This is a genomic window from Actinoallomurus iriomotensis (assembly GCF_030269445.1).
GTDB classification, from domain to species: Bacteria; Actinomycetota; Actinomycetes; order Streptosporangiales; family Streptosporangiaceae; genus Actinoallomurus; species Actinoallomurus iriomotensis.
Map to the genome: position 1 here is coordinate 328,414 of NZ_BSTJ01000001.1, position 22,547 is coordinate 350,960.

A 22,547-nucleotide genomic window follows, 5' to 3' on the forward strand; every position below is an offset into this window, starting at 1 on the left:
ACGATGCCGTCTGAATACGCAAAGGCTCTCGGCGCGAGGCTTCGCGCCATCCGCACCCAGCAGGGCCTGTCCCTGCACGGTGTGGAGGAGAAATCACGTGGCCGCTGGAAGGCCGTCGTCGTAGGTTCGTACGAGCGGGGCGACCGCGCCGTCACCGTTCAGAAGCTGTCCGAGCTCGCCGAGTTCTATGGCGTGCCCGTCTCTGAGTTGCTCCCCGGCGGAGCCGCGCCGAGCCCGCTCGGCCCGACCCCGAAACTTGTGATCGACCTGGAGCGACTCCAGCAGCTTCCGAAGGACAAGGCCGGTCCACTCGCCCGTTACGCCGCGACGATCCAAAGCCAGCGGGGCGACTACAACGGAAAGGTCCTGTCCATCCGGCAGGAGGATCTGCGATCCCTGGCGGTGATCTATGACAAGTCACCGACCGAACTGACTGAGGAACTCATCGGCTGGGGTGTCCTCGACCCTGAGGCACGCCGCGCCGTAGAAGCGTTCTGAGCCGTACCCCCCGAAGTGGTGCGGTGATCCCACCCGATCACCGCACCGCGTCGGAGGGCCATACGACGCTGCCCAGCCCCCTGCCCAGCCCCCGCGCGGCCAGGCCGCCCGAACTCGCACGGCCGCATCGCCCCGGAAGACCGCATCGCGCCGGAGGGCGACCTCCCGCAACCGCCACATCTCCCGGGCACGGCAATCGCCTTCTACGCCACGTCGCCCCGCACGGCGGACCACGTCGGCCCGCGCGGAAGACCACATCGCATCGCGCGGAAGACCACGTCCCTTCGCAACGCCACCTCGCCCCACGTGGCGGCAGACCACGTCGCCTCGCAACGCCACGTCGCGCCCGCACGGCAGACCAAATCGCCTCGCAGCGCCACCTCGCCCCGCACGGCAGACCATGTCGGCCCGCACGGCAGACCACGTCGCCTCGCAACGCCACGTCGCCCCCTGGCGGCACGCCCGCTGGCGGCACATCCCCTGTAGCGCCCCGCAACGCCACACAGCCCTGTATGACTGCGTCGCCTCGCATTGCCGCATATCCCTTAGCGACATGTCGCCCTCAGCGCCATCGCCCCGTCGTGCCCCTACTGCGACGTCGGTCCCCTAACGCCCCCATCGCGACATCACCTCGTGCGGCGACGTCTCACGGTCGTTCCCTGGGAATGCGGCCCGTCTCTTGCGCCGCCCCGCCTCCGCCGCCCTGACCGGTGGTCACGCTGGGGCACCCGCACGGAGCCGATCGGTGAGGCTCAGGAGCCCGCCTCTCCCCACACAGCCGCGACGTCGCCGTACGGCTCGGCGGTGTAACGGGTGCTCGTAGCTCCGGTCGTAACGGCCTGCGGGTCCCGCCGATTGGGGGGAGAGATCTCGGCGGGACCCGCGGCCAGACCGGCCGCTCCGGTGAAGGCCGGCCCGCCCGGGACGCACCGGACATCCCGCAATGTCACCACGTGCGCCCCGGGGGCCACCGCCATCCCGACCGGCGCGCCCGGCGGGGATGACGACGCTTCATGGACTACTCAAAGCGAACAGAAGGAAAGACCGGTCACGGACCAGAGCCCCGCGCGCGCCCCACATGGCTCGAAGGACGGCCCGGTGGTAGGTACGGACCGGAGGTAGGTAGGAATCGAAGGGGAAGGTCCGGTCCCGGCCGCGGCCGAACGACGAACCGTCGATGAAGCCACGACCGAGCAGGAGAAAGCCTCCCGTCGAACCTGGACGAAAGGGTGGGGCCGAGCAGCCAGGCCAGCTCGGGCGCGCGCCACACTCCAGCCGACCGCCCAGGCCGGCCTGAGCGCGAACCGCGGTCCGACCGACCGCGAGGGTCGGCCGTCACCACCGCTGACGCGCAAGCGGCTCGGCGGCACTCGCACCCGAACACGCCCCGCACCCAGCCGACCGCCCAGGCCGGGCCTGAGCGCGAACCGCGGCCCGACCGACCGCGAGGGTCGGCCGTCACCACCGCTCACGCGCAATCGGCTCGGCCGGGCCTCGCGGCCCGGCCTGCCGTGGCCGGGGTGGCCGGCGGGGTCAGCCGGCCACCGGGAGCATCGGCTGGCTGTCGATGCCCAGCGTCGTCTCGACCAGCGCGACGAAGATCTCCGCGTCGTGGAGCAGGTCGTTGGCCTCGTGTACGGTCACGGCGCTGGGGAGGCCCGCCTCGGCCGCGGCTCGTTTGCCCGCGCCCGCGGCGAAGAAGGCGGCCCACTCCCGCAGGGCCGGTTCGACCTCCGGGAGCAGGACCCACACGCTCCGGGGGCGGCCGCGGCGCTTGTCCGTCGGGTCGCCCCGGGCCGCGAGCACCGCGGCCGCGGCGCGCAGCGCGGCCAGGTGGGCCGCGACGTAACGTGAGGCGGGTACGGCGGACTCGGCCGCCTCGACCAGGCCGTGCCTGGCCGTCTGCAACAGTGTGATCGCCGGCGGTGCCGGCCTGCGCCTTGGGACGGGGCGCAGAGGGACGGCCGTGGACCTTGCGGACATGGCGTGCCTCCTTCCGCTCGTCGGGGTTCGCGGACGGCGCGGGCGAAACGCTTCCCCTCGTCCCGCCCGGCCGCCGCGTCTCGCTCTGGCATGCGCTGCCCGGCGAGCCGAACCCCTCCGGCGCGGACCCGCGAGAATCCGCACCGAATACTCGAACACAGGTTCGAGATGACTCCAGTAAACCCGCGTCGCCGCCATTCGTCAACATGTTCGAATGACGCCGTGTCGCCGCAGGTCAGGGCGGTCGAACATGACTGCTGTCAGTGCGCCCGGCACCCGTCCGTCGACGACACTGACGACGATACGAACGCGGACCGACAAAACCAGGCTCTAAAGTGCTGACCATGCATCCCAACACCGCGAACGTCGCCGCTCGCCTGCGGGAACTCGGCGCCACCGGCGAGGTGCGCGAGCTCCCGGACGCCGCGCCGACCGCCGTGGCCGCCGCCGCGCAGCTCGGCTGCGAGGTCGGCGCGATCGCGAACAGCCTGATCTTCGCCGCCGACGGCGAACCCCTGCTCGTCCTCACCAGCGGCGCCCACCGCGTCGACACGGCCAAGGTCGCCGCCCTGATCGGCGTCGCGAAGGTCAAGCGCGCCGACCCCGAGTTCGTACGCGCGGCCACCGGCCATCCGATCGGCGGGGTCGCGCCGGTCGGTCACCCTCGCCCGGTCCGCACGCTCGTCGACAAGTGGCTGGCCGAGCACGAGGTCGTCTGGGCGGCGGCCGGCCACCCGCACACGATCTTCCCGACCTCCTACGACGAGCTCGTACGGATCACCGGCGGCACGCCCGTCGAGGTGGAGTAGGCCGAGCGGTACGGCCGGAACGCCTCGCGGACGTGCCGTACGAACTGCTCCGGTGACTCCAGAGCCAGGAAGTGGCCGCCCTCGTCCGCCGTGGCCAGGCGGGCCAGCCGCGGGTACGCGCGCCGCAGCCAGGGCTCCGGCGGGATCGGGAGCTCCGGCTCGCGCGTCAGCAGCACGGACGAGGGCACCGAGACCGCCTCGGGCGGCGGAACGGCGTCGACCGCGTACAGGCGTGACGAGGATCCGATCGAACCCGTCACCCAGTACGTCATCACGTTGGTGAGCAGGTCGTCGTCGGCGAGGCGGCCGCGCGTCGCCGGGTCGCTCCACGTCAACCACTTCTCCAGCACCCAGGCCGCCAGGCCCGAGGGCGAGTCGTTCAGCCCGTACGCCAGGATCTGCGGCCGGGTCGCCTGGACGTGCGCGTACGCGCCCCGGGTCCGCTCCCAGCGGCGCCCGGCCTCCACGTACGCCTCCTCCTCCGGCGTGCGCGGAGTCGGGTCCGCCGGCCGGATCCAGTTGGTGGTCTGGATGGCCCGTACGGTCGCGGCGTGGTACATGCCCAGGCGGTTCACCACGCCGCCGCCGATGTCGTCGCCGTGCGCGACGTAGCTCGCGTACCCCAGGCCGTCGACCATGAGCCGGTCGAACAGCCCGGCGATCACGGCCCGGTCGAGCCGCCCCGGATAGGGATCCGAGAACCCGTACCCCGGCAGCGCGGGCACCACGACCGAGAACGCGTCGGCGGGATCGCCGCCGTACGCCGCGGGGTCGGTCAGCCGGTCGAGCACCCCGAGGTACTCCACGAACGAGCTGGGCCAGCCGTTGGTGAGCAGCAACGGCAGCGGGTCCGGTCCCGAGCCGGGCACGTGCACGAAGTGGATGCGCGCGTCGCCGACGGCGGCGCGGAAGTGCGGCACCGCGTTCAGCCGGGCCTCCTGCGCCCGCCAGTCGTACCCCGAGCGCCAGTACGCGACGAGGTCCTCGATGCGCTCGACGGTCTCGGGGCTCTCTCCTCCGTCGAGGACCTGCGGCGACGGCGGGCGCGTCCGTTCGAGACGGGCGGCCAGATCCTCCAGGACCTCGTCCGCGACGGCGATGTGGAACGGCTCGATCACAGGAACCTCCCGGTCTGAGTTACGAGCAAAGACGGTACGCACGTAACTCGTTACGTGTCAAAGTCGTACGGATGTAACATCGGCGCATGTCATCGCGACCGTCGGCTCCCGGGCCGCTCGCATCGGTGGAGGCGTTCCTGCGGACGCGGCACGAGGCCGACGCCGCCGGACTCGACCGCTGGCGCGCGGAGTACGGGCTGCCGGGCGAGGTGGCGGCGGAGACGTACCCGCGCGCCGTGCGGTTGCGGGAGGCGCTCCGCTCGCTGCTGCTCGCCAACAACGCCGGCCCCGCCGATCCCGACGCGTTCGACCTGGTCAACGCGGAGATCGTACGTTGCGGCGTGCGGCCGCTGATCACCGCCGACGGCGTACGGTGGCCGGCCGGCGAGCGCGAGGCGGACCCGGGCGACCTGGTGCTCGGCGCCGTCCTGGCGGGTGTCCTCAGGGCGATGACCGACGGCACGTGGCCCCGGATGAAGGCGTGCGCCGCCGACGACTGTCACTACGCGTTCTACGACCACACCCGCAACCGCTCGGGCCGCTGGTGCGACGTCGCGGGCTGCGGCGCCAACGCCCGCATGCGCGCCTACCGCCGGCGCCGCGCCTGACCGCCGCCACCCCCCGGCGGCCATTAGCGGCAGACCCCTTCTGACATGCGGAAGGGCCGTAAACGGCCGCCCCTCGCGGCCTACAGACAGGCGGGACCGACGGTGGTACAACGGTCTCCTGAGGCTAGAGCGCACTCTCCGGAGCGGCCCCTATGGCTGGACACGAGGATCTGCGCGCCGCCGCCGCGCGTGACAGGGACTTCGTCGGCGTGGACGTCGACGCGATGGCACGGCTCATCCAGCAGATGAACGGCGCCTCGCAGGCCATCTCCACCTGGTTGCGCACCAACGCCACCCTGCCGCCCGGCGTCCCTCGCACCGGGCTGCGCGAGGCGCAGGCCGTGCACGCCTGGACCGGCGGCCAGCAGGGCATGCTCACGCGACGCCGCAACTACGCCCTCACCCACCTGAATCAGGGCGGGCCCACGATGCCCAAGGTCAGCGCGGGCCGGCTCGGCGCCGGCGCGCGCCGCCGTACGACGTCCGCCGGGGCCGGGCACGACCTCGGCGCCTTCCCCGACGTACGCGCCGCGACCAGGGCCGGGACGGCCGACGCGGCGGCCTTCCTCAAGGCGCGGGAGGCGCACCGCCCGGTGCCGGACGAGGTCTGGAAACGCCTGCGCGCGAGCGCCGACGACCCCGACTACACCCACGGCCTGTACGGCCGGCTCGGCCCGGCCGGCACCGCCCGGCTGATCGAAGCGGCGGGCAAGGACCACCTGAAGGACGTCCGCACCTCGCTCGGCGTGGCCAGCCACCACCTGACGATGGACGAGAAGTGGCTGCGCGCGATGCTCGACGAGGCGCTCCACCGGGGCGTACGCGACGACGCCGTCGCGCTGCTGTCCCAGGCCGGTCTCGCCCACCGCACCCGCGTCGCGCTCGGCCACCTGGGCCTGACCGAGATCGTGGAGACCGGAGGGTCGGAGGCCGCCGGCGCGGAGAACGGGCCCCCGGTTCCGTCGCACGAGGCGATGCTGACGCCCGCGGCCGACGATCCGCACGCCGCGGTCGAGCTGTACTCCCGTCATCCGGAGACCCTGCACCGCGCGCTGGCGGACGGGCCACGGTCGGAGGCGCTGGCCCGGCTGGTCATCCAGGCGACCACCGCCCACGACGCCGACCCCGCCGCCGTACGCGCCAACGCCGCACGCCTGGCCGCCTTCCAGGCGACACGCTCCCCGGAGACCTCCGCATGACGCTCCCATCGGAGGGCTCGTGAACGAGCGGAGCGAGCGAACCAAACAACACGGACCCCTGGTCGCTTTCCCGACGCAGGAGGGCCCGTGAACGAGCGGAGCGAGCGAACCAAACAACACGGACCTCTGGTCGCTTTTCCGACGCAGGAGGGCTCGTGACCACTTATCCGCCCTCCCCGGCCACGTTGCGCTCGCCCTCCGACCCGCCTCCGCCGGACGGCACTCAGCAGCCCAACCCCGCGTACGCTGAGCTCTACAACGCCTACCAGCGGGCGTTCGACAGCGCTTCGACGCTGGAGACCGCCCTCGACCCGCCCGTACGCACCGCCGGCGACGCGTGGGTCGGGCCCGCCGCCCGCTCGTGGCAGAGTGAGCTGGAGGCCCGGCGCGGGCAGTTGAAGAAGGCGGCGGCGCAGATTCTGTGGGACATTTACGGCGCACTGTCGAAGGTTCCGCCGTACATCCCCAAGTGAGGCACGTGAGACCAGCATTCAGGGCCCGCCGCGAGGCGTCACCCCAGATCCGTGAGATCGGCCGCCGTGACTTCCTGCGGCGCCTCGACGCGCTGCTCGCCACCTACGAGGCGGCGATGCTGCCTCCGCCGGGGCAGATGCCCGGCCGGCACATGATCATGGAGCGGCACACCGGCTATCCGGCGTTCCGCGCCTTCGTCGCCGAGCGTTCACGGAGCGTGGTCGGGTTCAGCTACGGCTTCCATGGCGAGTCCGGGCAGTGGTGGCACGACGTCGTACGCGCCGAACTCGTCAAGATCGGCGGCGAGGAGCACGCCCGGCACTGGCTGGACGACACGTGGGAGGTGGCCGAGTTGCACGTGCATCCGGCCGCGCAGGGGCTGGGCCTGGGCCGCGGGCTGATCACCTCGCTGTGCGCGGGCCGGCCCGAGCGCACCGTGGTGCTGTCCACGCTTGACGCGCAGACGCCGGCCCGCAACCTGTACCGTTCGCTCGGCCTGGTCGACCTGCTGACCGACTTCCGGTTTCCCGGGGGCGGCCCGGCCTACGCGGTGATGGGCGCGGAGTTCCCGCTGAGCTCCAGGCGGGAGTAGACCTCGCGCGTCGCGGTCGAACTGTTGAACGTGATGAAGTGGATGCCGGGCACCCCTTCGGCGAGCAGCCGCCGGCACAGCTCGGCCGCCTGGTCGATGCCGAGCCGCCGTACCGCCTCCGGGTCGTCGCCGACCGCGGCGAACTGGGCGGCCAGCTCCGGCGGGAACGGCGCCCCGGACAGCTGCTCGGACCGCTCGATCGTGCTGAGCCGGGTGACCGGCATGATGCCCGGGATGATCGGCACGTCGCAGCCGGCCGCCGCCACACGGTCACGCAGCCGCAGGTAGTCGTCGGCCCGGAAGAACATCTGCGTGATCGCGTAGTCCGCCCCGGCCTGGCACTTACGAATGAAGTGATGAGTATCACTTTCGATGTCGGGCGACCGCGGATGCTTGTACGGGAAGGCGGCCACGCCGACGCTGAAGTCGCCCGCGGACTTGATCAACCGGACGACGTCCTCGGCGTACTCCACGCCGTCGGGATGGCGCACCCACTCCCCCATCGGGTCGCCGGGCGGGTCGCCGCGCAGGGCCAGCAGGTCGGTCACGCCCACCGCCGCGAACCTGCCGATGAGCTGCCGCAACTCCGCGACGGAGTGGTTGACGGCGGTGAAGTGCGCGACCGGGGTGAGCGTCGTGTCGGTGGCGATCCGCTCGACGATCTCCACCGTACGGTCGCGGGTGCCACCCCCGGCGCCGTAGGTCACGGAGACGAAGGTCGGCTGGAGCACCTCGAGTCGGCGGATCGCCTGCCAGAGGTTTCGCGCCCCCTGCTCGGTCTTGGGCGGAAAGAACTCGAACGAGAAGGTCGTCTCCCCGGCGGCGAGGACTTCCCGGATGGTGCGGCGGCGGGCGGTCGTCATGTCCCACAGGGTAACGGGCCCGTGCTTGAGGGCCACTAGTCTCGATCACGTGGCCGCTCATGAAATTCGCAAACGGGTCGACGAGGCGCTGTACGCGTTCGTGGACGACCGGCGTCCCCTCCTTGGCGCCGTCTCGGCCGATCTGACGCCTCTTCTCACCGCCCTGGACGCGCTGCTGTCGGGCGGCAAGCGGTTGCGCCCGGCGTTCTGCTACTGGGGCTGGCGGGGCTCGGGCGGCGCCGACCTCCCCGAGTTCTTCACCGCGGCGGCCTCACTCGAACTGCTCCAGGCCGGCGCGCTGATCCACGACGACGTGATGGACGGCAGCGACACCCGGCGCGGGATGCCCGCCGTGCACCGGCGGTTCGAGGCGCTGCACGCCGAGTCGGGCTGGCGTGGTTCGGCGGAGGGGTTCGGCGCCGGTGCGGCGATCCTGCTCGGCAACGTGTGCCTGACCTGGTGCGACGAGATGTACCAGGGCAGTGGCCTGCCCGACGACGCGCTGACGCGCGGGCGGCCGCTGTTCAACCAGATGCGTACCGAGGTGATGTGCGGGCAGTACCTCGACCTGCTCGGCCAGGCCCGCGGCCGGCAGCCGGACGCCCACGAGATGGTCGAGACGGCGTTGCGGGTCGTCCGGTTCAAGAGCGCCAAGTACACGGTCGAGCGCCCGCTCCAGCTCGGTGCGGCGCTGGCCGGTTCGCCGTCGGTGGCGGCCCTCTCGGCGTACGGCATGCCGGTGGGCATCGCCTTCCAGCTGCGCGACGACGTCCTCGGGGTGTACGGCGACCCGGCGGAGACCGGCAAGCCGGCCGGTGACGACCTGCGCGAGGGCAAGCGCACGGTGCTCGTCGCGCTGACCCTGGAGCGCGCCTCGGCCGCGGAGGCCACGACCGTCGAACGCCTCCTGGGCGATCCGGAGCTGGACGCCGCGGGCGTGGAGACGCTCCGCGAGATCATCGTGACGACCGGCGCGCTGGACGCCTGCGAGGAGATGATCGACCGGTACGCCTCGGAGGCCTCGGCGGCGCTGGCCGCCGCCCCGCTGACCGCCGACGCGCGTGCGGCCCTGTCGGAACTCACCGTGGCCGCGACCGCACGTACCGTCTGACCGGCCATCGGCCGCTCCGCCGGAAACGTTCCGTACGCCCGTGAATCGAGCGTTCGCCGGACAGAAGGATCTTGCCCGGTTAAGAATGGGGCATGACCCACCGAGCGTCCGAATGAGCACGGATGTCAGCACCATGAAACTCGACACCGGAGAGCACCGGCGTGTCACGGCCCGCGGGCCCGCACGGGTGCGTCCCCGTCCGGCGTCACGGCCTGCCCGCCGTCGCCGGAGCCGTCAGCTCATCGTCGGGCTGGCCCTCGTCATCCTCGCCGGGTTCCTTCTGGGCCTGGGCCTGCCGATCCACCCGTAACGGCCGCTACCAGTGCGGAGGGCGCTCCTCCCGCAGCCGGGCGTCCTCATCCGATGCGCGCCACTCGCCCCATCCGGTGTCGGTGTCGTCACTCGTCTGATCGGGCAGCACGTCAAGTTCGTCGTCGTCGGAGAGCTCGACGGGGCGTTCGTCGTCAGGAATGCCGATCATGGCTCCCATTCTCGCGCACGGCGAGGTGTGGGCTGGGTGAACCACGGGTGAAATTCACTCATGGCGCAGGCGCCGGGACAGGGCCTCCGCCGCGGCCCGCGGGTCGTCGGCCTCGGTGATCGCCCGCACGACGACGACGCGGGTCGCCCCGGCCGCCAGCACCTGGTCGAGGTTGCCGGCGTCGATGCCGCCGATCGCGAACCACGGACGGGCGAACCGGCGTTCCGCGGTGGAGGACAGCAGCCCGAGGCCCGGGGCCGGCCGGCCCGGCTTGGTCGGCGTCGGCCAGGTCGGGCCCGTACAGAAGTAGTCGACGCCGGGCTCGGTCGCCGCCGCGGCCGCCTGCTCCTCCGAGTGCGTGGACCTGCCGATGAGCATGTCCTCACCGACGATCGCGCGTGCCCGGCGTACGGGCAGGTCGTCCTGGCCGAGGTGCAGCACGTCGGCGCGGACGGCGTGCGCGATGTCGGCCCGGTCGTTGACCGCGAGCAGGGCGCCGTGCCGGTCACAGGCCGCGCGGAACACCTCCAGGTGCTCCAGCTCCCGGCGCGCCTCCAGCCCCTTCTGGCGGAGCTGGACGATGTCGACCCCGCCGGCCAGCGCCGCGTCGAGGAACCCGGGCAGGTCGCCCTGGGCCTCGCGCGCGTCGGTGCACAGGTAGAGGCGCGCGCGGCCGAGGCGGGAGCGCAGGCTCACCGCCCGGTCAGTGGGAAGACGTGCGGGCAAACCGCGGCCCTCCGTCTCGCCGGGCGGTGTCGCCGTGGCTCAAAGCGCGAGCGCCTGCGCGCGCCGGTTGATCTCTTTGACCCGGTGCTCGGTGAGCGCCTGAACCGGCGTGCCCGGCAGCGAGTCGTCTGCGGTGAACAGCCATCGCAGTGCCTCGACCCGATCGAACCCGGCGTCCGCGAGCACGGTGAGCGTGCCGTGCAGGCCCTTGAGCGGCTGGCCGTCCTGGATGAACGCGGCGGGCACGCTCAACCCGCCCTCACGCTGCACCCCCAGCAGCTTGTGGTCGCGGAGGAGTTGCTTGACCCGCTTGAGATCGAGGCCGAGGCGCTCGGCCGTCTCAGGGAGGGTGAGCCATTCGCCCACCAGGGTGTCGGTCTGTCGATCGATCTCGATTTCGGCAACGGTGTGCGTCACGCCTGCCTGCTTACCATCTTCGGCACCATCTGAAACCTCTATTCCGGTCGCGAAATCACAGGGTGAGGTATCAGCCGCGCACGGTGGCCTTGACCGGGATCTGGGGATCGGCGAGCCGCCCGGCGTCGACGGCGGCGCCCGACGCTATCAGCCGCCGCCCCTGCACCAGGTCACGCGGCCGGTCGACGGTCAGGATCGCGACGAGCCGCTCCCCCGCCAGCCAGCACAGCGACCAGCGGTCCGCCTCGGGGTCCTCGCGCCAGACCGTCGTGTCGGCGGCGGGGTGATGGCCGGCGTACTGCACCATCCGGCCGAACTGCTCGGACCAGAAGTACGGGACGGCGTCGTACGCCCGCTCGCCGCCGAGGAGGTTCGCCGCCACGACGTCGGGGGCGTTCAGTGCCACGTCCCAGTGCTCGACGCGCAGCCGGCGGCCGAACCGGCCCGACCACCACGCGGCGCAGTCGCCCACCGCGAACACGCCCGGCCGGCTCGTGCGCAGCCCCTCGTCGACGACGACGCCGTTCTCCAGCGCCAGCCCGGAGCCCTCCAGCCAGCCCGTCTCGGGCCGTACGCCGACGCCCGTGAGGACCAGGTCGGCCTCGATCGAGCCGCCTCCGGCCAGCGCCAGGCCGCCCGCCTCCACCGAGGCGGCCTTGACGCCGTGGCGCAGCTCGACGCCGGCCTCGGCGTACCAGCGCGCGGTCCGCGTCCCGGCCTCGGCGCCGACGGCGCCCGCGAGGGGCGCGTCCGCCGCCTCGGCGACCGTCACCCGGCAGCCCGCCGCGGCCGCGGCCGTCGCGACCTCGGCGCCGATCCAGCCCGCGCCGACGATGACCAGCCGCGCGCCGGGACGCAGCGCGGCGCGGAGCGCGCGGGCGTCGTCGATGGTGCGCAGCACGTGCTGCGGGCCGTCGCCGGGCAGCCGGATCGGTGTCGCGCCGGTCGCGATGACCAGCCCGTCGAAGGCGAGTGGCCCCTCGGTCGTCTCCAGTTCCTCGCCCAGGCCCGTCGCGCGGCGCCCCAGGAGCGTCGCGCAGCCGAGCGCGTCGAAGTCGGCGGCGACGGTCGTGTCGTCGGTCTCGCCCCGGAGCACGGCCTTCGACAGCGGCGGACGGTCGTACGGTGCGTGCGGCTCGGCCCCCACCAGCGTGAGACCGCCCGCGTACCCCTGGGCCCGCAGGGTCTCGGCCGTCCGCAGCCCGGCCAGTCCGCCACCCACAATGATCACGCGCTCCATACGACGTAGGCTAGGGGGTGCTTCACGGGCCCTGACCGCCGCCGAGCCGGCAGCGGGCCGGTGAACGCCCCCGAGAAAGATCCCAGCGCGGGAGCCCGGCGAACCGGGCTGAGAGGGCGGCATGAGGCCGCCGACCGCTGAACCTGATCCGGGTCATGCCGGCGAAGGGAGCGCCAGAGTGGACGACGTGGTCATCATCGGCGGCGGTGTCATCGGGCTGGCGACGGCGTGGCGTTCGCTCGGACGCGGGCTGCGGGTCACGGTCGCCGACCCCGAACCGGCCGCCAAGGCCTCCTATGTCGCCGCCGGGATGCTCACCCCCGTCAGCGAGCTCACCTACGGCGAGGAGGCGCTCCTGCACCTCGGCCTCGCCTCACGCGACCGTTATCCGGCGTTCGTGGCGGAGCTGGAGGAGGTGTCCGGGCGCGACACGGGCTTCCGCGACGACGGGACGCTGCAGGTCGCCCTCGACTCCGACGACCTCGCCCTCCTCGGCGAGCTGCGGCGCTTCCAGGAGTCGCTCGGGATCCCGGCCGAGACGCTCACCGGCCGCGAGTGCCGGCGGCTGGAGCCCATGCTCGCGCCGTCCGTGCGCGGCGGCCTGCTCGCGCCCGCCGACGGCTCCGTCGACCCGCGACGCCTCACGGCCGCGCTGCTGGCCGCCGTCGAGCGGCTCGGCGGCACGCTCGTACGCGAGCGGGTCGCGGAGGTGCTGACCGAGGACGGGCGGGCCGTGGGCGTCCGCCTCGACGGCGGCGACGTGGTCCGCGCGCATCAGGTGGTGCTCGCCGCCGGGCCGTGGAGCCAGGACGTCAAGGGCGTGCCGGACGGCGCGCTGCCGCCGGTACGCCCGGTCAAGGGCCAGGTGGTGCGGCTGCGGAGCACGACGCCGTTCCTGGGACGGTGCGTACGCGGACTCGTGCGCGGCTCGTCGGTCTATCTCGTGCCGCGGGCCGACGGGGAGATCGTCGTCGGCGCCACCCAGGAGGAGATGGGCTTCGACACGACGGTCACCGCGGGCGGCGTCTGGGAGCTGCTGCGCGACGCCCGCGAACTGCTGCCCGGCGTGACCGAGCTGGAGTTCACCGAGGTGCGCGCCGGTCTGCGGCCCGGCTCGCCGGACAACGCCCCGGTGCTCGGCGCGAGCGCGCTGCCGGGCCTGCTGCTGGCCACCGGCCACTTCCGCGGCGGCGTGCTGCTCGCGCCGGTCACCGGCGAGGTCATGGCCGAGCTGCTGGCGACCGGTTCGATGCCCGAGGTCGCCCGGCCGTTCTCACCCGGCCGGTTCCAGGAGTGAGCCCGCAGGAGCGAGCGGAGGCGGCGGCCGAGGTACGAGGTCGCCGGTGGAGCGAGCGAGAAGGGCGAACGACCAATGAGCACGAGTGAGCCCGCAGGAGCGAGCGGAGGCGGCGGCCGAGGTACGAGGTCGCCGGTGGAGCGAGCGAGAAGGGCGAACGACCAATGAGCACGAGGAGTTCATGAAGGTCCGATGAAGATCACTGTGAACGGCGCGGAACGCGAGGCGGAGGACGGCGCGACCGTCGCGGGCGTGGTCGCCTCCGTGACACGGGCGCCGGCCGGCGTGGCCGTCGCCCTCAACGACCAGGTCGTCCCGCGCGGCGACTGGCCGACCACGATCGTTCGGGAGGCGGACCGCATCGAGGTGCTGACCGCCGTGCAGGGAGGTTGACGATGGAGGACCCGCTCGTCATCGCGGGAGAGACGTTCGAGTCCCGGCTCATCATGGGGACCGGCGGCGCCCCGAGCATGAACGTGCTGGAGGAGGCGCTGACCGCGTCCGGCACCGAGCTGACCACCGTCGCGATGCGGCGCGTCGACCCCGGCTCCCGCGGCTCGGTGCTCGACGTGCTCGGCCGCTGCGGCATCCGGGTGCTGCCGAACACCGCCGGCTGCTTCACCGCGGGCGAGGCGGTGCTCACCGCCAAACTCGCCCGCGACGCGCTGGAGACCAACTGGGTGAAGCTGGAGGTCATCGCCGACGAGCGGACGCTGCTGCCGGACCCGATCGAGTTGCTGGACGCGGCCGAGCAGCTCGTCGACGACGGGTTCGTCGTGCTGCCGTACACCAACGACGACCCGGTGCTCGCCCACCGGCTCGAGCAGGCCGGCTGCGCGGCGGTGATGCCGCTCGGCTCCCCCATCGGCTCGGGCCTGGGCATCCGCAACCCGCACAACATCGAGCTGATCGTCGAGCGGGCGCAGGTGCCAGTCGTCCTGGACGCGGGGCTCGGCACGGCCAGCGACGCGGCACTCGCCATGGAGCTGGGCTGTGACGCGGTTCTGCTCGCGACCGCGGTCACCCGTGCGCAGTCGCCGGCCCTGATGGCGTCGGCGATGCGGCACGCCGTGACGGCCGGCCGGATGGCCCGGCTCGCCGGCCGCATCCCCAAGCGGCGGTACGCGCAGGCGTCGTCTCCGTGGCAGGGACTCAGCTCGGGCGGTTGATCTCGATCCGGTCAAGGATCGATGCTTTCCTTTGGAGCGGCGGCGAGTATCACGTTTAAACACGAATACACTCCCTCCTGATGGATACGTCGGTTGCGGACCCGCTCGTCGGGCAGGTGCTCGATGGGCGCTATCGCGTCCAGTCGCGGGTCGCCCAAGGCGGCATGGCCACGGTGTACGTCGGCCATGACACGAAGCTCGATCGCACGGTGGCCCTAAAGGTCATGCACGCGAACCTCGTCGGCGACGAGGAGTTCGTGCGGCGCTTCATCTCCGAGGCCAAGCACGCCGCGGCGCTGTCGCACCCGAGCGTGGTGGCCGTCTACGACCAGGGCACCAGCAAGGGCCACGTGTTCCTGGCGATGGAGTACGTCCCCGGGCGCACGCTCCGCGCGCTGCTGACCGAGCGCGGCCGGCTCGGACCGCGCGAGGCGCTGGAGATCATGCAGCCGGTGCTCGCGGCGCTGGGCGCCGCGCACCGCGCCGGCGTCATCCACCGCGACGTCAAGCCGGAGAACGTCCTGCTCAACGCCGACGGCCGCATCAAGGTGGCCGACTTCGGCCTCGCCCGCGCGGAGTCGGCGAGCAAGCAGACCAAGACCGGCATGCTCATCGGCACCGTCGGCTATCTCGCCCCCGAGCAGGTCATCTCCGGCGACGCCGACACCCGCACCGACGTCTACGCGGCCGGCATCATGCTGTTCGAGCTGCTGACCGGCCGCCAGCCGCACCAGGGCGGCACGCCGCTGTCCGTGGCGTACAAGCACGTCAACGAGGCCGTGCCGCTGCCGTCGAGCGTGGTCCCGGGCCTGCCGCCGCAGATCGACGCCCTCGTCGCCAGCGCGACCAACCGCGATCCGGCGCGGCGGCCCTCCGACGCGGTCCACTTCCACTCCGCGGCCGGCGAGGTCTACCGCACGCTGCCGCACGACATCGACGAGTCCCTCGCGGGCGTCAGCCCGGTCACCGCGCCGATGCCCGGCCCGTCGGCCCCCTCCTCTCCGGAGGGCGCGACACAGGCGCTCTCGGCTCCGGCCGGCTCCGGCACGCAGATGATGCGGCCGCACACGATGGCGATCCCGCGCGACGAGCACACGCAGCCGGACCCCGGACCGCCGCCCGCGGGCCTGAAGGACCGGCTCCTGCGCCCGCCCGGCCTGTACGGGGTCATCGCCGCCGCCGTCGTGGTGGTGCTGCTCCTCGGTGGCGTCGTGTGGAGCGTGACGGTCGGCAACACCGAACGGGTGCCCAAGCTCGTCGGCCTCTCCGAGGAGCAGGCGCGCGTCGAGGCCGCCAAGATCGGCCTGAAGGTCAAGCACGGTGACTCCCGCTACGACCAGAAGATCCCCAAGGACCGGGTCGCCGAGGTCCAGCCGGCGGTCGGCACGGAGGTCAAGAAGGGCACCGTGCTCACGCTGGTGTTCTCCAAGGGCAAGAAGCCCGTGGACGTCCCGGACGTGCACAACCTCCCGCTCGACCAGGCCAAGCAGCGGCTGCAGAGCGCCGGCCTGCAGGCCGGCGACCAGGTGTCGCAGGACAGCACGACGATCCCGCGCGGCTACGTCATCCGGACCAAGCCGGCCGCCGGCACGTCGCAGAACCCGGACGACCCGGTCACGCTGGTGGTCAGCAACGGCATGAAGATGCCCAACCTCGTCAACATGCGCCGTGACCAGGCCAACGCGGCCCTGACCAAACTGGGCCTGAACGTCCAGTGGCAGGAGCAGGACCCGGCTCCGAACCAGCCGGAGAACATCGTGGTCGGCCAGAACCCGCCGCCGGGCCAGCAGGTCAACCGCGGTGACTCGGTGCAGGTGACGGTGACCAAGGGCCAGTGCCAGTGGTGGAACCCGTTCTGCAAGGACAACGACGGCGGCCAGGGGGCGGTGCCCCAGGTGACGGGCCAGCCGATCGCGCTGGCGCGGCAGCTCCTGCGCCAGAACGGCTTCCAGGTGAAGGTCACCAAGGGCGGCGGCCGTGACATCGTCACCGGTCAGAACCCTCCGCCCGGCACCCCGCAGCCGCACGGCGCCACGATCACCATCTGGCACTGAGCGGTTTCGGCGCCCGCGGCGCGGTGCGCGGCGAGCGGGCTCCTCGCACCCACTAGGCTGGCGCGGCGATGACTGCCCAGCTGACCAACCCCATCGGGGCACACGTGCCGGTGGCCGGCGGCCTGGCCACCGGCGGGCTGCGTTACGCGGCGCAGATCGGCGCCGAGGCCATCCAGGTCTTCGTCAGCAACCCGCGCGGATGGGCGCTGGCGGCCGGCAAGGAGGCCGAGGACCACAAGCTGCGGGAGCACGCCGAACGCACCGGCATGCCGGTGTTCGTGCACTCCCCGTACCTCATCAACGTCGGGTCGCCCAACCCGCGGACGGTCGCCAGTTCGGTGGCCTCGATCCGGCACTCGCTCGTGCGCGGCGCCGCGATCGGCGCCCGCGGCGTCGTCGTGCACACCGGCTCGGCGGTGTCCCAGGCGCGTGAGGCCGCCGTACGCCAGCTGCGCGAGCACCTGCTCCCCCTCCTCGACGAGATCCCGGCGGACGGCCCCGACCTGCTGTTCGAACCGATGGCCGGGCAGGGCGCGATGCTGTGCGCGACCGTCCAGGACCTCGGCCCGTACCTGGACACCGTGGACCGCCACCCGCGCGCCGGGGTGTGCCTGGACACCTGCCACGCGTTCGCGGCCGGCCACGACCTGGCCGCGCCGGGCGGCGTGGCCGCGATGCTGGACGCGCTCGCCCTGACGGCCGGCGCCGACCGGCTGAAGCTGATCCACGCGAACGACTCCAAGGACGGCTGCGGCTCGGCCAAGGACCGGCACGAGAACATCGGCGAGGGCCGAATCGGGGCGGAGCCGTTCGCCGAACTGTTCCGCCACCCGGTGAGCCAAGGCGTGCCCCTGGTGATCGAGACCCCGGGCCGCAGCGCCGAACCACACCGCGCGGACGTGGAGACCCTGAAGGCCCTCCGCGACCGCTGACCTGGCGCGCCCCCACCGGTGAGACGGACCGCGAACAGGTCGGCGCCGCCCGGGCGCACGGCCGCCGGAGACGCGCGTCTTCCAGGGACGCGGAGCGAAGGCCCGGTGAGACGCGCGCCACTGAGGTCGATTCGACCCCGAGCGCGGGCGGCAGGTGCGGGCTCGGGCGACGCGACGGCGGACGAACGCCTCCAGGACGTGCTGCTGGGGCGAATCGTGGGCGACGTGAGCGAACGCGGAGACGCCGCCGAGGCAAGCCCTCGACGTCGGCGGCGGCGGGCTCTCCAGGGCCTTGCCAGAGCCGGACGCGCGGTGCGACAGCCGGTGGGTACGGCCCCAGGCGCGGCGGGGAGACGATCACCACGGCGCCGCCGATGGAGAGGCCCAGGAGCCGGACGTCCTGCCGGTCATCGAGGGCGCATCCAGCCCGGCATCTTCCACAGCGCCGTCGCGTACCGCCGAAGGCGCACAACCGGGCAAGCGCCCGGGCGGCGACCCGCACCCCCGGACGGGTGAGCTCGTACCGCCTCTGCGCCGCCGGCCGCGTCCTGGTGCGAGACGCCGGGCGGCGCCTTCCCGGCGTCCCCGGGCCGGAACGAAAAAAGGCCTGGGTGCCGCTGAACAACCCCCCGACCGTTCAGCAGCACCCAGGCGCCGCCGCCTGGCCTCCACCCCCCCGAGTCGGAGCCTGGCGGCCGTCCCGAGAACGTTGCTGTGCCGAAACACTAGGGTCCGCACGTGCCGCGGCGAAACCCATAAAGCCCTTGCCTCGGTAAACGGTTAGTAGTCGGCGGTATGCGTTCGGCAACCTCGGTCTGAGCGGTCGCTCCGGTGCGACGAACGGCGGGGTTCACGGGCGGTCCTCCGGGAGGTGCATGCGAGCCATCGCCCGGTGCGTGTGCGCGGGGACGGTCGCACGCGTCAGCAACGACACTCCGATCATCGCGGCGAACCCCAGCGGCACCGTGACGAGCGCCGGCTGTTCGATCAGCATGCCGAGCCAGCCGGGGCGCTGGCCGCCGAGGATCCGCGCGAGGCCGGCGGCGGTGGCCGGTCCGCCGCCCGCGAGCACGCCCGCGACCGCGCCCGCCGGGGTGAGGCGCGACCACCAGACGCCCAGGACCAGCAGCGGGCACAGCGACGACGCAGCGACCGCGAAGGCGAGGGTGATCAGGGCCATCGACTGCGGTACGCACGTCAGCACCGCGAGGAGGAGCGGGACCGCCATGGTGATCACCGCGGACAGCCGGAAGCCGCTCGCGCCGCCGCCGAAGTTGCCGGAGATGCTGCCGGAGACCGCGACGACCACCCCGCAGGAGGTGGAGGCGAACGCCGCGAACGCCCCGGTGGCGACGAGGATGGTCAGCAGGTCGCCCGCGAGGCCCGGCAGGATCCGGTGGGGCAGCATCAGGAGCGTCGCGTCGGTCTCGCCGGTCATCAGGAGCTCGGGCGTGTAGAGCCGGCCGAGCGTGCCGAACAGCGCCGGGAACAGGTAGAAGGCGGCCAGCATCAGCACCACGATCTTCGCGGTACGGCGTGCGGCGCGCCCGCCGGCGTTGGAGTAGAAGCGGACGACGAGGTGCGGTAGGCCCATGGTGCCGAGCAGGACGCTGAGCAGCACGGAGTACGTCGCGGCGAGCGGATGGTCGCGCCCGCCCGAGAACGGCGTCGCCCACCGGTCACCGCGCAGGAGCGTCAGCTGGTCGGTGTGCGGCACCGCGGCGCCGGCCGGGAAGCGCAGCCGCGCCCCGGCACGTACGCGATGCGTCCCGGCGTCCAGCCGCACGGGCTCACCGTTGTGGTGCCGCCCGTCGACGACGCCACGGACGGTGAGGACGGCGGGCGCGGTGAGCCGCATCCCCGCGCTCGTGCCGGCCGTGACCGTCGTCGGCCGGTGGAAGTACGGAGCGCGCGCCGCGTCGGCGTCGTTCTGCAGCCGCCAGACGGCCAGGAAGATCAGTCCCGGCACGACCACCGCGATGAGCTTGAGCCAGAACTGGACGGCCTGCATACCGGTGATGCTGCGCATGCCGCCCGGCAGGATCATCACGCCCACCGCGACGACGACGGCCACCCAGCCGGTCCACACGGGCAGCCCGCTTATTACCGACAGTGTTACGCCCGCCCCCTGAAACTGCGGAAGGAGGTAGAACCAGCCGATGACGACGACGCAGGCGCTGACGGCGTGCCGGACCGTACGCGATCCGAGCCGCCAGGCCGCGAAGTCGGACAAGGTGTACGCGCCGGAGCGGCGGAGGGGAGCCGTGACGAGTGTCAGCAGCACCACATGGCCGGCGGCGGCGCCGATCGGCAGCCACAGCATGTCCGCGCCGTACGCGAGCACGAGGCCGGCCATGCCCAGGAAGGCCGCGGCGGAGATGTACTCCCCGCTGATCGCCGAGGCGTTCCACCACGGCGAGACCTCGCGTGACGCGGCGTACAGGTCGCAGGCGTGCGCGGGCCGCGTACGCGCGGAGACGCCCAGGAGAGAGGCGATGAGCAGCGCGAGCGCCACCACCGTGATCATGAATGCTCCTCACCCGCTTCCGGCACCGAGGTGGTGGTCACTCGGGCCGTGCCGGTTCGGTGAAGGCGCGCTCGGCGCGCTCGGCGAGACGTACGTGGCGATGCGCGGCGACCACCCAGACGGGCTGGACGCCACCGCAGAGGATGAGCCAGGGCAACCGGACGCCCAGCAGCCGCACGTGGGACAGGCCCGGGGCGCAGGCGAACAACATCGGCAGGCCGGCGAGGAGAAGAAAGACGATCGTGAGGGTTGCGAGGGCCAGCCGGGCCTGCGTGCGGATCAGGGATCTGACCCGTGCCGCGCCCGGCTCCAGATGTTCGTCGGGAGGTCTTCGGCGGGGGCCACGCCTGCGGGCCCCGCGAACGGTGACGGTGACGCGTTCGGTCATCTCGGGCCGCGGGCCTCCTGCCGGAATCTGCGGACGAGCAGGTCGCGGACCTCGCGGGTGTGTCGCCGGCTCACGAGCAGCGGGCGCTCGCCGACCTGCAGGACCGCGCGGCCGTCGTCGAACCGCAGCTCGCTGATGTGCGCCGTGGAGACCAGCGTCTTGCGGTGGATGCGGATGAATCCGACCGGCCGCCACCGCTCGGCCAGTGCGGCGAGCGGCACGCGGATGAGGTAGCTGCCGTCGAAGGTGTGGAGTCGTACGTAGTCGCCGTGCGCCTCGGCGTGGGTGACGGCGGCGAGCGGGATCATCCGCGTGCGGCCGCCGAGTTCGACCGGGATCATCTCGTCGGCCTCGGGCTCCTCGGCTGCGGCGTCGCGGCGAACGGTCTGCTCGACGCGGCGAACGGCCTCGCTGAGGCGGCCAGGGTCGACCGGCTTGAGGAGGTAGTCGACCGCGCCGAGCTCGAACGCGGTCACCGCGAACTCCTCGTGGGCGGTGACGAAGACGACGGCGGGCGGATCGGCGAAGCCGGTGACCAGCCGGGTGAAGTCGAGCCCGTCGAGGCCCGGCATGCGGATGTCGAGGAAGACGGCGTCGAGCCGGTCGCCTTCGGTCACCATGCGGCCGAGGTCGCGCAGCGCCTCCGCGGCGTCGGCCGCGGGCTGGACGGCCTGCACACGCGGGTGCCGGCGGAGGAGGTAGGTGAGCTCCTCGAGGGCCGGGGCCTCGTCGTCTGCGGCGAGCACGCGCAACATGGCAGGAGACTGCCCCCTTTACTCTCCGTGTGCAATAGCTTTCATGGAGTAAGACGTGACTCTTACCCGGCGGACAGATCGGTGTGGCACTTGGGCACTCGGAGGCTCACTTTCATGCCCGCGCCGACCGCGGTCTCGATGACCAGGCCGTACTCCTCGCCGTAGACCTGGCGCAGCCGGTCGTCCACGTTGAGCAGGCCGATGCCGCGCGTCGTACCGCTGTCGTCGCCCGATTCGAGCAGGGCCCGCAGCTTGTCGGGGTCCATGCCGACACCGTCGTCCTCGATGCTGATCGCCGCCTCGGCACCGGCGTCGCGGGCCACGATGCGCACGTGGAACCGCGGCATGCCGCACTCCATGCCGTGGCGGATGGCGTTCTCGACCAGCGGCTGCAGCGACAGGAACGGCACGGCGACGGGCAGCACCTCGGGCGCGATCTCGACGCTGAACCGCAGGCGGTCCTCGCCGAACCGCGCGCGTTCGAGCAGCAGGTAACGGTCGATCGAGCGGAGCTCCTCGGCCAGGGTGGTGAAGTCGCGCGGGTTGCGGAACGAATAGCGGGCGAAGTCGGCGAAGTCGAGCACCAGCTCGCGGGCGCGCTCGGGGTCGGTGCGCACGAACGACGCGATCGTGGTCAGCGAGTTGTAGACGAAGTGCGGGGAGATCTGGGCACGCAGCGCGCGCATCTCGGCCTCCATGAGCCGCGCCTTGGAGGAGTCGAGCTCGGCGAGTTCGAGCTGCCCGGACATCCAGCGGGCCACCTCGCCCAGGATCCGCAGCCGGTGGAACCGCGCGCGCTCGGCGTACGCCGCGAGGGCGCCCGCGACCCGGCCGTCGATGGTCAGCGGCGCGATCATGGCGACCCGGACCTGGCAGTGCGGGTCGCCGCAGGGGTCGAGCTCCCGGACGATCACCCGGGACCGGGCGGAGGTCAGGACCGGCTCGGCGAGGCGGAGCGTGGAGTCGGAGTGGGCGATGCCGCCCTCCCAGACGAGGAGCCGCTCGGTGTCGGTGACCGCGACGACCGGGACGCCGAGCAGGTCGCGTAAGTGCCGTACGGCCTTGCGGGCGGAGTCCTCGGTCAGCCCCGCCCGTAGCGAGGTGGAGGCGACCGAGACGGTGTGCAGCGCGGCGAAGGTCGCCTCGTCGGCCAGAGCGCCCCTGCCGGTGCGCTGCCGCATGGCGCACAGCGACCAGCCGGCGGCGCCCACGGTGAGGGCGGACGCCACGGCGATCAGCGCGTCGGCGGAAGTCACGAGCATGACAGCAGAAGGTAATACCGCAGTCACGATACGCGTGGGTCTTT

At 72.7% G+C, this 22,547-nt stretch carries 24 protein-coding genes and 1 riboswitch; of the genes, 13 read left to right on the top strand and 11 right to left on the bottom strand.

Annotated features, from left to right (window positions below; all coding sequences use genetic code 11):
- The first annotated feature begins 3 nt into the window (after window positions 1-3).
- The gene (bldD, locus tag QSK37_RS01540) at window positions 4-498 is read left to right on the top strand and encodes a transcriptional regulator BldD (RefSeq protein ID WP_141961424.1); all 495 of its coding nucleotides are present in this window, start codon (window positions 4-6) and stop codon (window positions 496-498) included.
- A 1,533-nt stretch (window positions 499-2,031) separates the two neighbouring features.
- Here the strand turns inward: bldD and QSK37_RS01545 are convergent.
- A complete protein-coding gene (locus tag QSK37_RS01545) occupies window positions 2,032-2,481 on the bottom strand; it encodes an SAV_6107 family HEPN domain-containing protein (RefSeq protein WP_285616981.1) in 450 nt (149 codons plus the stop codon).
- A gap of 344 nt (window positions 2,482-2,825) precedes the next feature.
- On the opposite strand from QSK37_RS01545, the gene QSK37_RS01550 reads away from it, so the two are divergent.
- The gene (locus tag QSK37_RS01550; RefSeq protein ID WP_285616983.1) at window positions 2,826-3,290 is read left to right on the top strand and encodes a YbaK/EbsC family protein; all 465 of its coding nucleotides are present in this window, start codon (window positions 2,826-2,828) and stop codon (window positions 3,288-3,290) included.
- Here the strand turns inward: QSK37_RS01550 and QSK37_RS01555 are convergent.
- Window positions 3,239-4,408, bottom strand: coding sequence for an epoxide hydrolase family protein (locus tag QSK37_RS01555; protein WP_285616985.1), 1,170 nt, complete (start codon window positions 4,406-4,408; stop codon window positions 3,239-3,241). The genes QSK37_RS01550 and QSK37_RS01555 overlap by 52 nt on opposite strands.
- A gap of 86 nt (window positions 4,409-4,494) precedes the next feature.
- Between QSK37_RS01555 and QSK37_RS01560 the strand changes: the two genes are divergently transcribed.
- The 4 genes from QSK37_RS01560 (at window position 4,495) to QSK37_RS01575 (ending at window position 7,281) form a co-directional block, all read left to right on the top strand.
- The gene (locus tag QSK37_RS01560; protein WP_285616987.1) at window positions 4,495-5,016 is read left to right on the top strand and encodes a CGNR zinc finger domain-containing protein; all 522 of its coding nucleotides are present in this window, start codon (window positions 4,495-4,497) and stop codon (window positions 5,014-5,016) included.
- 152 nt (window positions 5,017-5,168) lie between these two features.
- Window positions 5,169-6,215: a hypothetical protein gene (locus QSK37_RS01565; RefSeq protein WP_285616989.1), complete on the top strand. Its 1,047-nt coding sequence runs from the start codon at window positions 5,169-5,171 to the stop codon at window positions 6,213-6,215.
- A 155-nt stretch (window positions 6,216-6,370) separates the two neighbouring features.
- Window positions 6,371-6,688 (top strand): hypothetical protein, encoded by a 318-nt coding sequence (locus tag QSK37_RS01570; protein ID WP_285566759.1) that lies wholly within the window; start codon window positions 6,371-6,373, stop codon window positions 6,686-6,688.
- Window positions 6,689-6,693: 5 nt separating this feature from the next.
- Window positions 6,694-7,281, top strand: coding sequence for a GNAT family N-acetyltransferase (locus QSK37_RS01575; protein ID WP_285616991.1), 588 nt, complete (start codon window positions 6,694-6,696; stop codon window positions 7,279-7,281).
- Here the strand turns inward: QSK37_RS01575 and metF are convergent.
- Window positions 7,233-8,144 (bottom strand): methylenetetrahydrofolate reductase [NAD(P)H], encoded by a 912-nt coding sequence (metF, locus tag QSK37_RS01580; protein ID WP_285616993.1) that lies wholly within the window; start codon window positions 8,142-8,144, stop codon window positions 7,233-7,235. The genes QSK37_RS01575 and metF overlap by 49 nt on opposite strands.
- A 49-nt stretch (window positions 8,145-8,193) precedes the next feature.
- Here metF and QSK37_RS01585 point away from each other — a divergent pair, with 49 nt between their 5' ends.
- Together QSK37_RS01585 and QSK37_RS01590 are read left to right on the top strand one after the other, a co-directional pair.
- Window positions 8,194-9,255: a polyprenyl synthetase family protein gene (locus QSK37_RS01585; protein WP_285616994.1), complete on the top strand. Its 1,062-nt coding sequence runs from the start codon at window positions 8,194-8,196 to the stop codon at window positions 9,253-9,255.
- Window positions 9,256-9,367: 112 nt separating this feature from the next.
- Window positions 9,368-9,565: a hypothetical protein gene (locus QSK37_RS01590; RefSeq protein ID WP_285616996.1), complete on the top strand. Its 198-nt coding sequence runs from the start codon at window positions 9,368-9,370 to the stop codon at window positions 9,563-9,565.
- A 6-nt stretch (window positions 9,566-9,571) separates the two neighbouring features.
- Here the strand turns inward: QSK37_RS01590 and QSK37_RS01595 are convergent, their stop codons facing one another.
- From QSK37_RS01595 to QSK37_RS01610, 4 genes are all read right to left on the bottom strand, one after another.
- On the bottom strand, window positions 9,572-9,736 hold the full coding sequence (locus QSK37_RS01595; RefSeq protein WP_285616998.1) for a hypothetical protein: 165 nt from the start codon (window positions 9,734-9,736) through the stop codon (window positions 9,572-9,574).
- Window positions 9,737-9,790: 54 nt separating this feature from the next.
- Window positions 9,791-10,426, bottom strand: coding sequence for a thiamine phosphate synthase (gene thiE, locus QSK37_RS01600; protein WP_285618856.1), 636 nt, complete (start codon window positions 10,424-10,426; stop codon window positions 9,791-9,793).
- A gap of 75 nt (window positions 10,427-10,501) precedes the next feature.
- Complete coding sequence (locus tag QSK37_RS01605) at window positions 10,502-10,879, bottom strand: Rv2175c family DNA-binding protein (protein WP_285566769.1); 378 nt, start codon at window positions 10,877-10,879, stop codon at window positions 10,502-10,504.
- Window positions 10,880-10,949: 70 nt separating this feature from the next.
- On the bottom strand, window positions 10,950-12,119 hold the full coding sequence (locus QSK37_RS01610; RefSeq protein WP_285617000.1) for an NAD(P)/FAD-dependent oxidoreductase: 1,170 nt from the start codon (window positions 12,117-12,119) through the stop codon (window positions 10,950-10,952).
- 77 nt (window positions 12,120-12,196) lie between these two features.
- Window positions 12,197-12,308, top strand: a riboswitch (TPP riboswitch).
- On the opposite strand from QSK37_RS01610, the gene thiO reads away from it, so the two are divergent.
- The 5 genes from thiO (at window position 12,298) to QSK37_RS01635 (ending at window position 17,571) form a co-directional block, all read left to right on the top strand.
- Window positions 12,298-13,416 (top strand): glycine oxidase ThiO, encoded by a 1,119-nt coding sequence (gene thiO, locus QSK37_RS01615; protein WP_285617002.1) that lies wholly within the window; start codon window positions 12,298-12,300, stop codon window positions 13,414-13,416. (Overlaps the previous riboswitch by 11 nt.)
- Before the next feature lie 192 nt (window positions 13,417-13,608).
- A complete protein-coding gene (thiS, locus tag QSK37_RS01620; protein ID WP_285566773.1) occupies window positions 13,609-13,809 on the top strand; it encodes a sulfur carrier protein ThiS in 201 nt (66 codons plus the stop codon).
- Window positions 13,810-13,811: 2 nt separating this feature from the next.
- Complete coding sequence (locus QSK37_RS01625) at window positions 13,812-14,585, top strand: thiazole synthase (RefSeq protein WP_285617003.1); 774 nt, start codon at window positions 13,812-13,814, stop codon at window positions 14,583-14,585.
- 80 nt (window positions 14,586-14,665) lie between these two features.
- A complete protein-coding gene (gene pknB / locus QSK37_RS01630; protein WP_285617004.1) occupies window positions 14,666-16,639 on the top strand; it encodes a Stk1 family PASTA domain-containing Ser/Thr kinase in 1,974 nt (657 codons plus the stop codon).
- 68 nt (window positions 16,640-16,707) lie between these two features.
- Window positions 16,708-17,571: a deoxyribonuclease IV gene (locus QSK37_RS01635; protein WP_285617005.1), complete on the top strand. Its 864-nt coding sequence runs from the start codon at window positions 16,708-16,710 to the stop codon at window positions 17,569-17,571.
- Window positions 17,572-18,421: 850 nt separating this feature from the next.
- Here the strand turns inward: QSK37_RS01635 and QSK37_RS01640 are convergent.
- The 4 genes from QSK37_RS01640 to QSK37_RS01655 all read right to left on the bottom strand — a co-directional run bounded on the left by QSK37_RS01640 (window position 18,422) and on the right by QSK37_RS01655 (window position 22,503).
- Window positions 18,422-20,098 carry a sodium/solute symporter gene (locus tag QSK37_RS01640; protein ID WP_285617007.1) on the bottom strand — a complete coding sequence of 559 codons (1,677 nt, stop codon included), beginning with the start codon at window positions 20,096-20,098 and terminating at the stop codon, window positions 18,422-18,424.
- A 37-nt stretch (window positions 20,099-20,135) separates the two neighbouring features.
- Window positions 20,136-20,486: a hypothetical protein gene (locus QSK37_RS01645; protein WP_285566782.1), complete on the bottom strand. Its 351-nt coding sequence runs from the start codon at window positions 20,484-20,486 to the stop codon at window positions 20,136-20,138.
- Window positions 20,483-21,241 (bottom strand): LytR/AlgR family response regulator transcription factor, encoded by a 759-nt coding sequence (locus QSK37_RS01650; protein WP_285566784.1) that lies wholly within the window; start codon window positions 21,239-21,241, stop codon window positions 20,483-20,485. The genes QSK37_RS01645 and QSK37_RS01650 overlap by 4 nt, the downstream gene beginning before the upstream one ends.
- A 62-nt stretch (window positions 21,242-21,303) precedes the next feature.
- Window positions 21,304-22,503: a histidine kinase gene (locus tag QSK37_RS01655; RefSeq protein WP_285566786.1), complete on the bottom strand. Its 1,200-nt coding sequence runs from the start codon at window positions 22,501-22,503 to the stop codon at window positions 21,304-21,306.
- Window positions 22,504-22,547 lie beyond the last annotated feature (44 nt).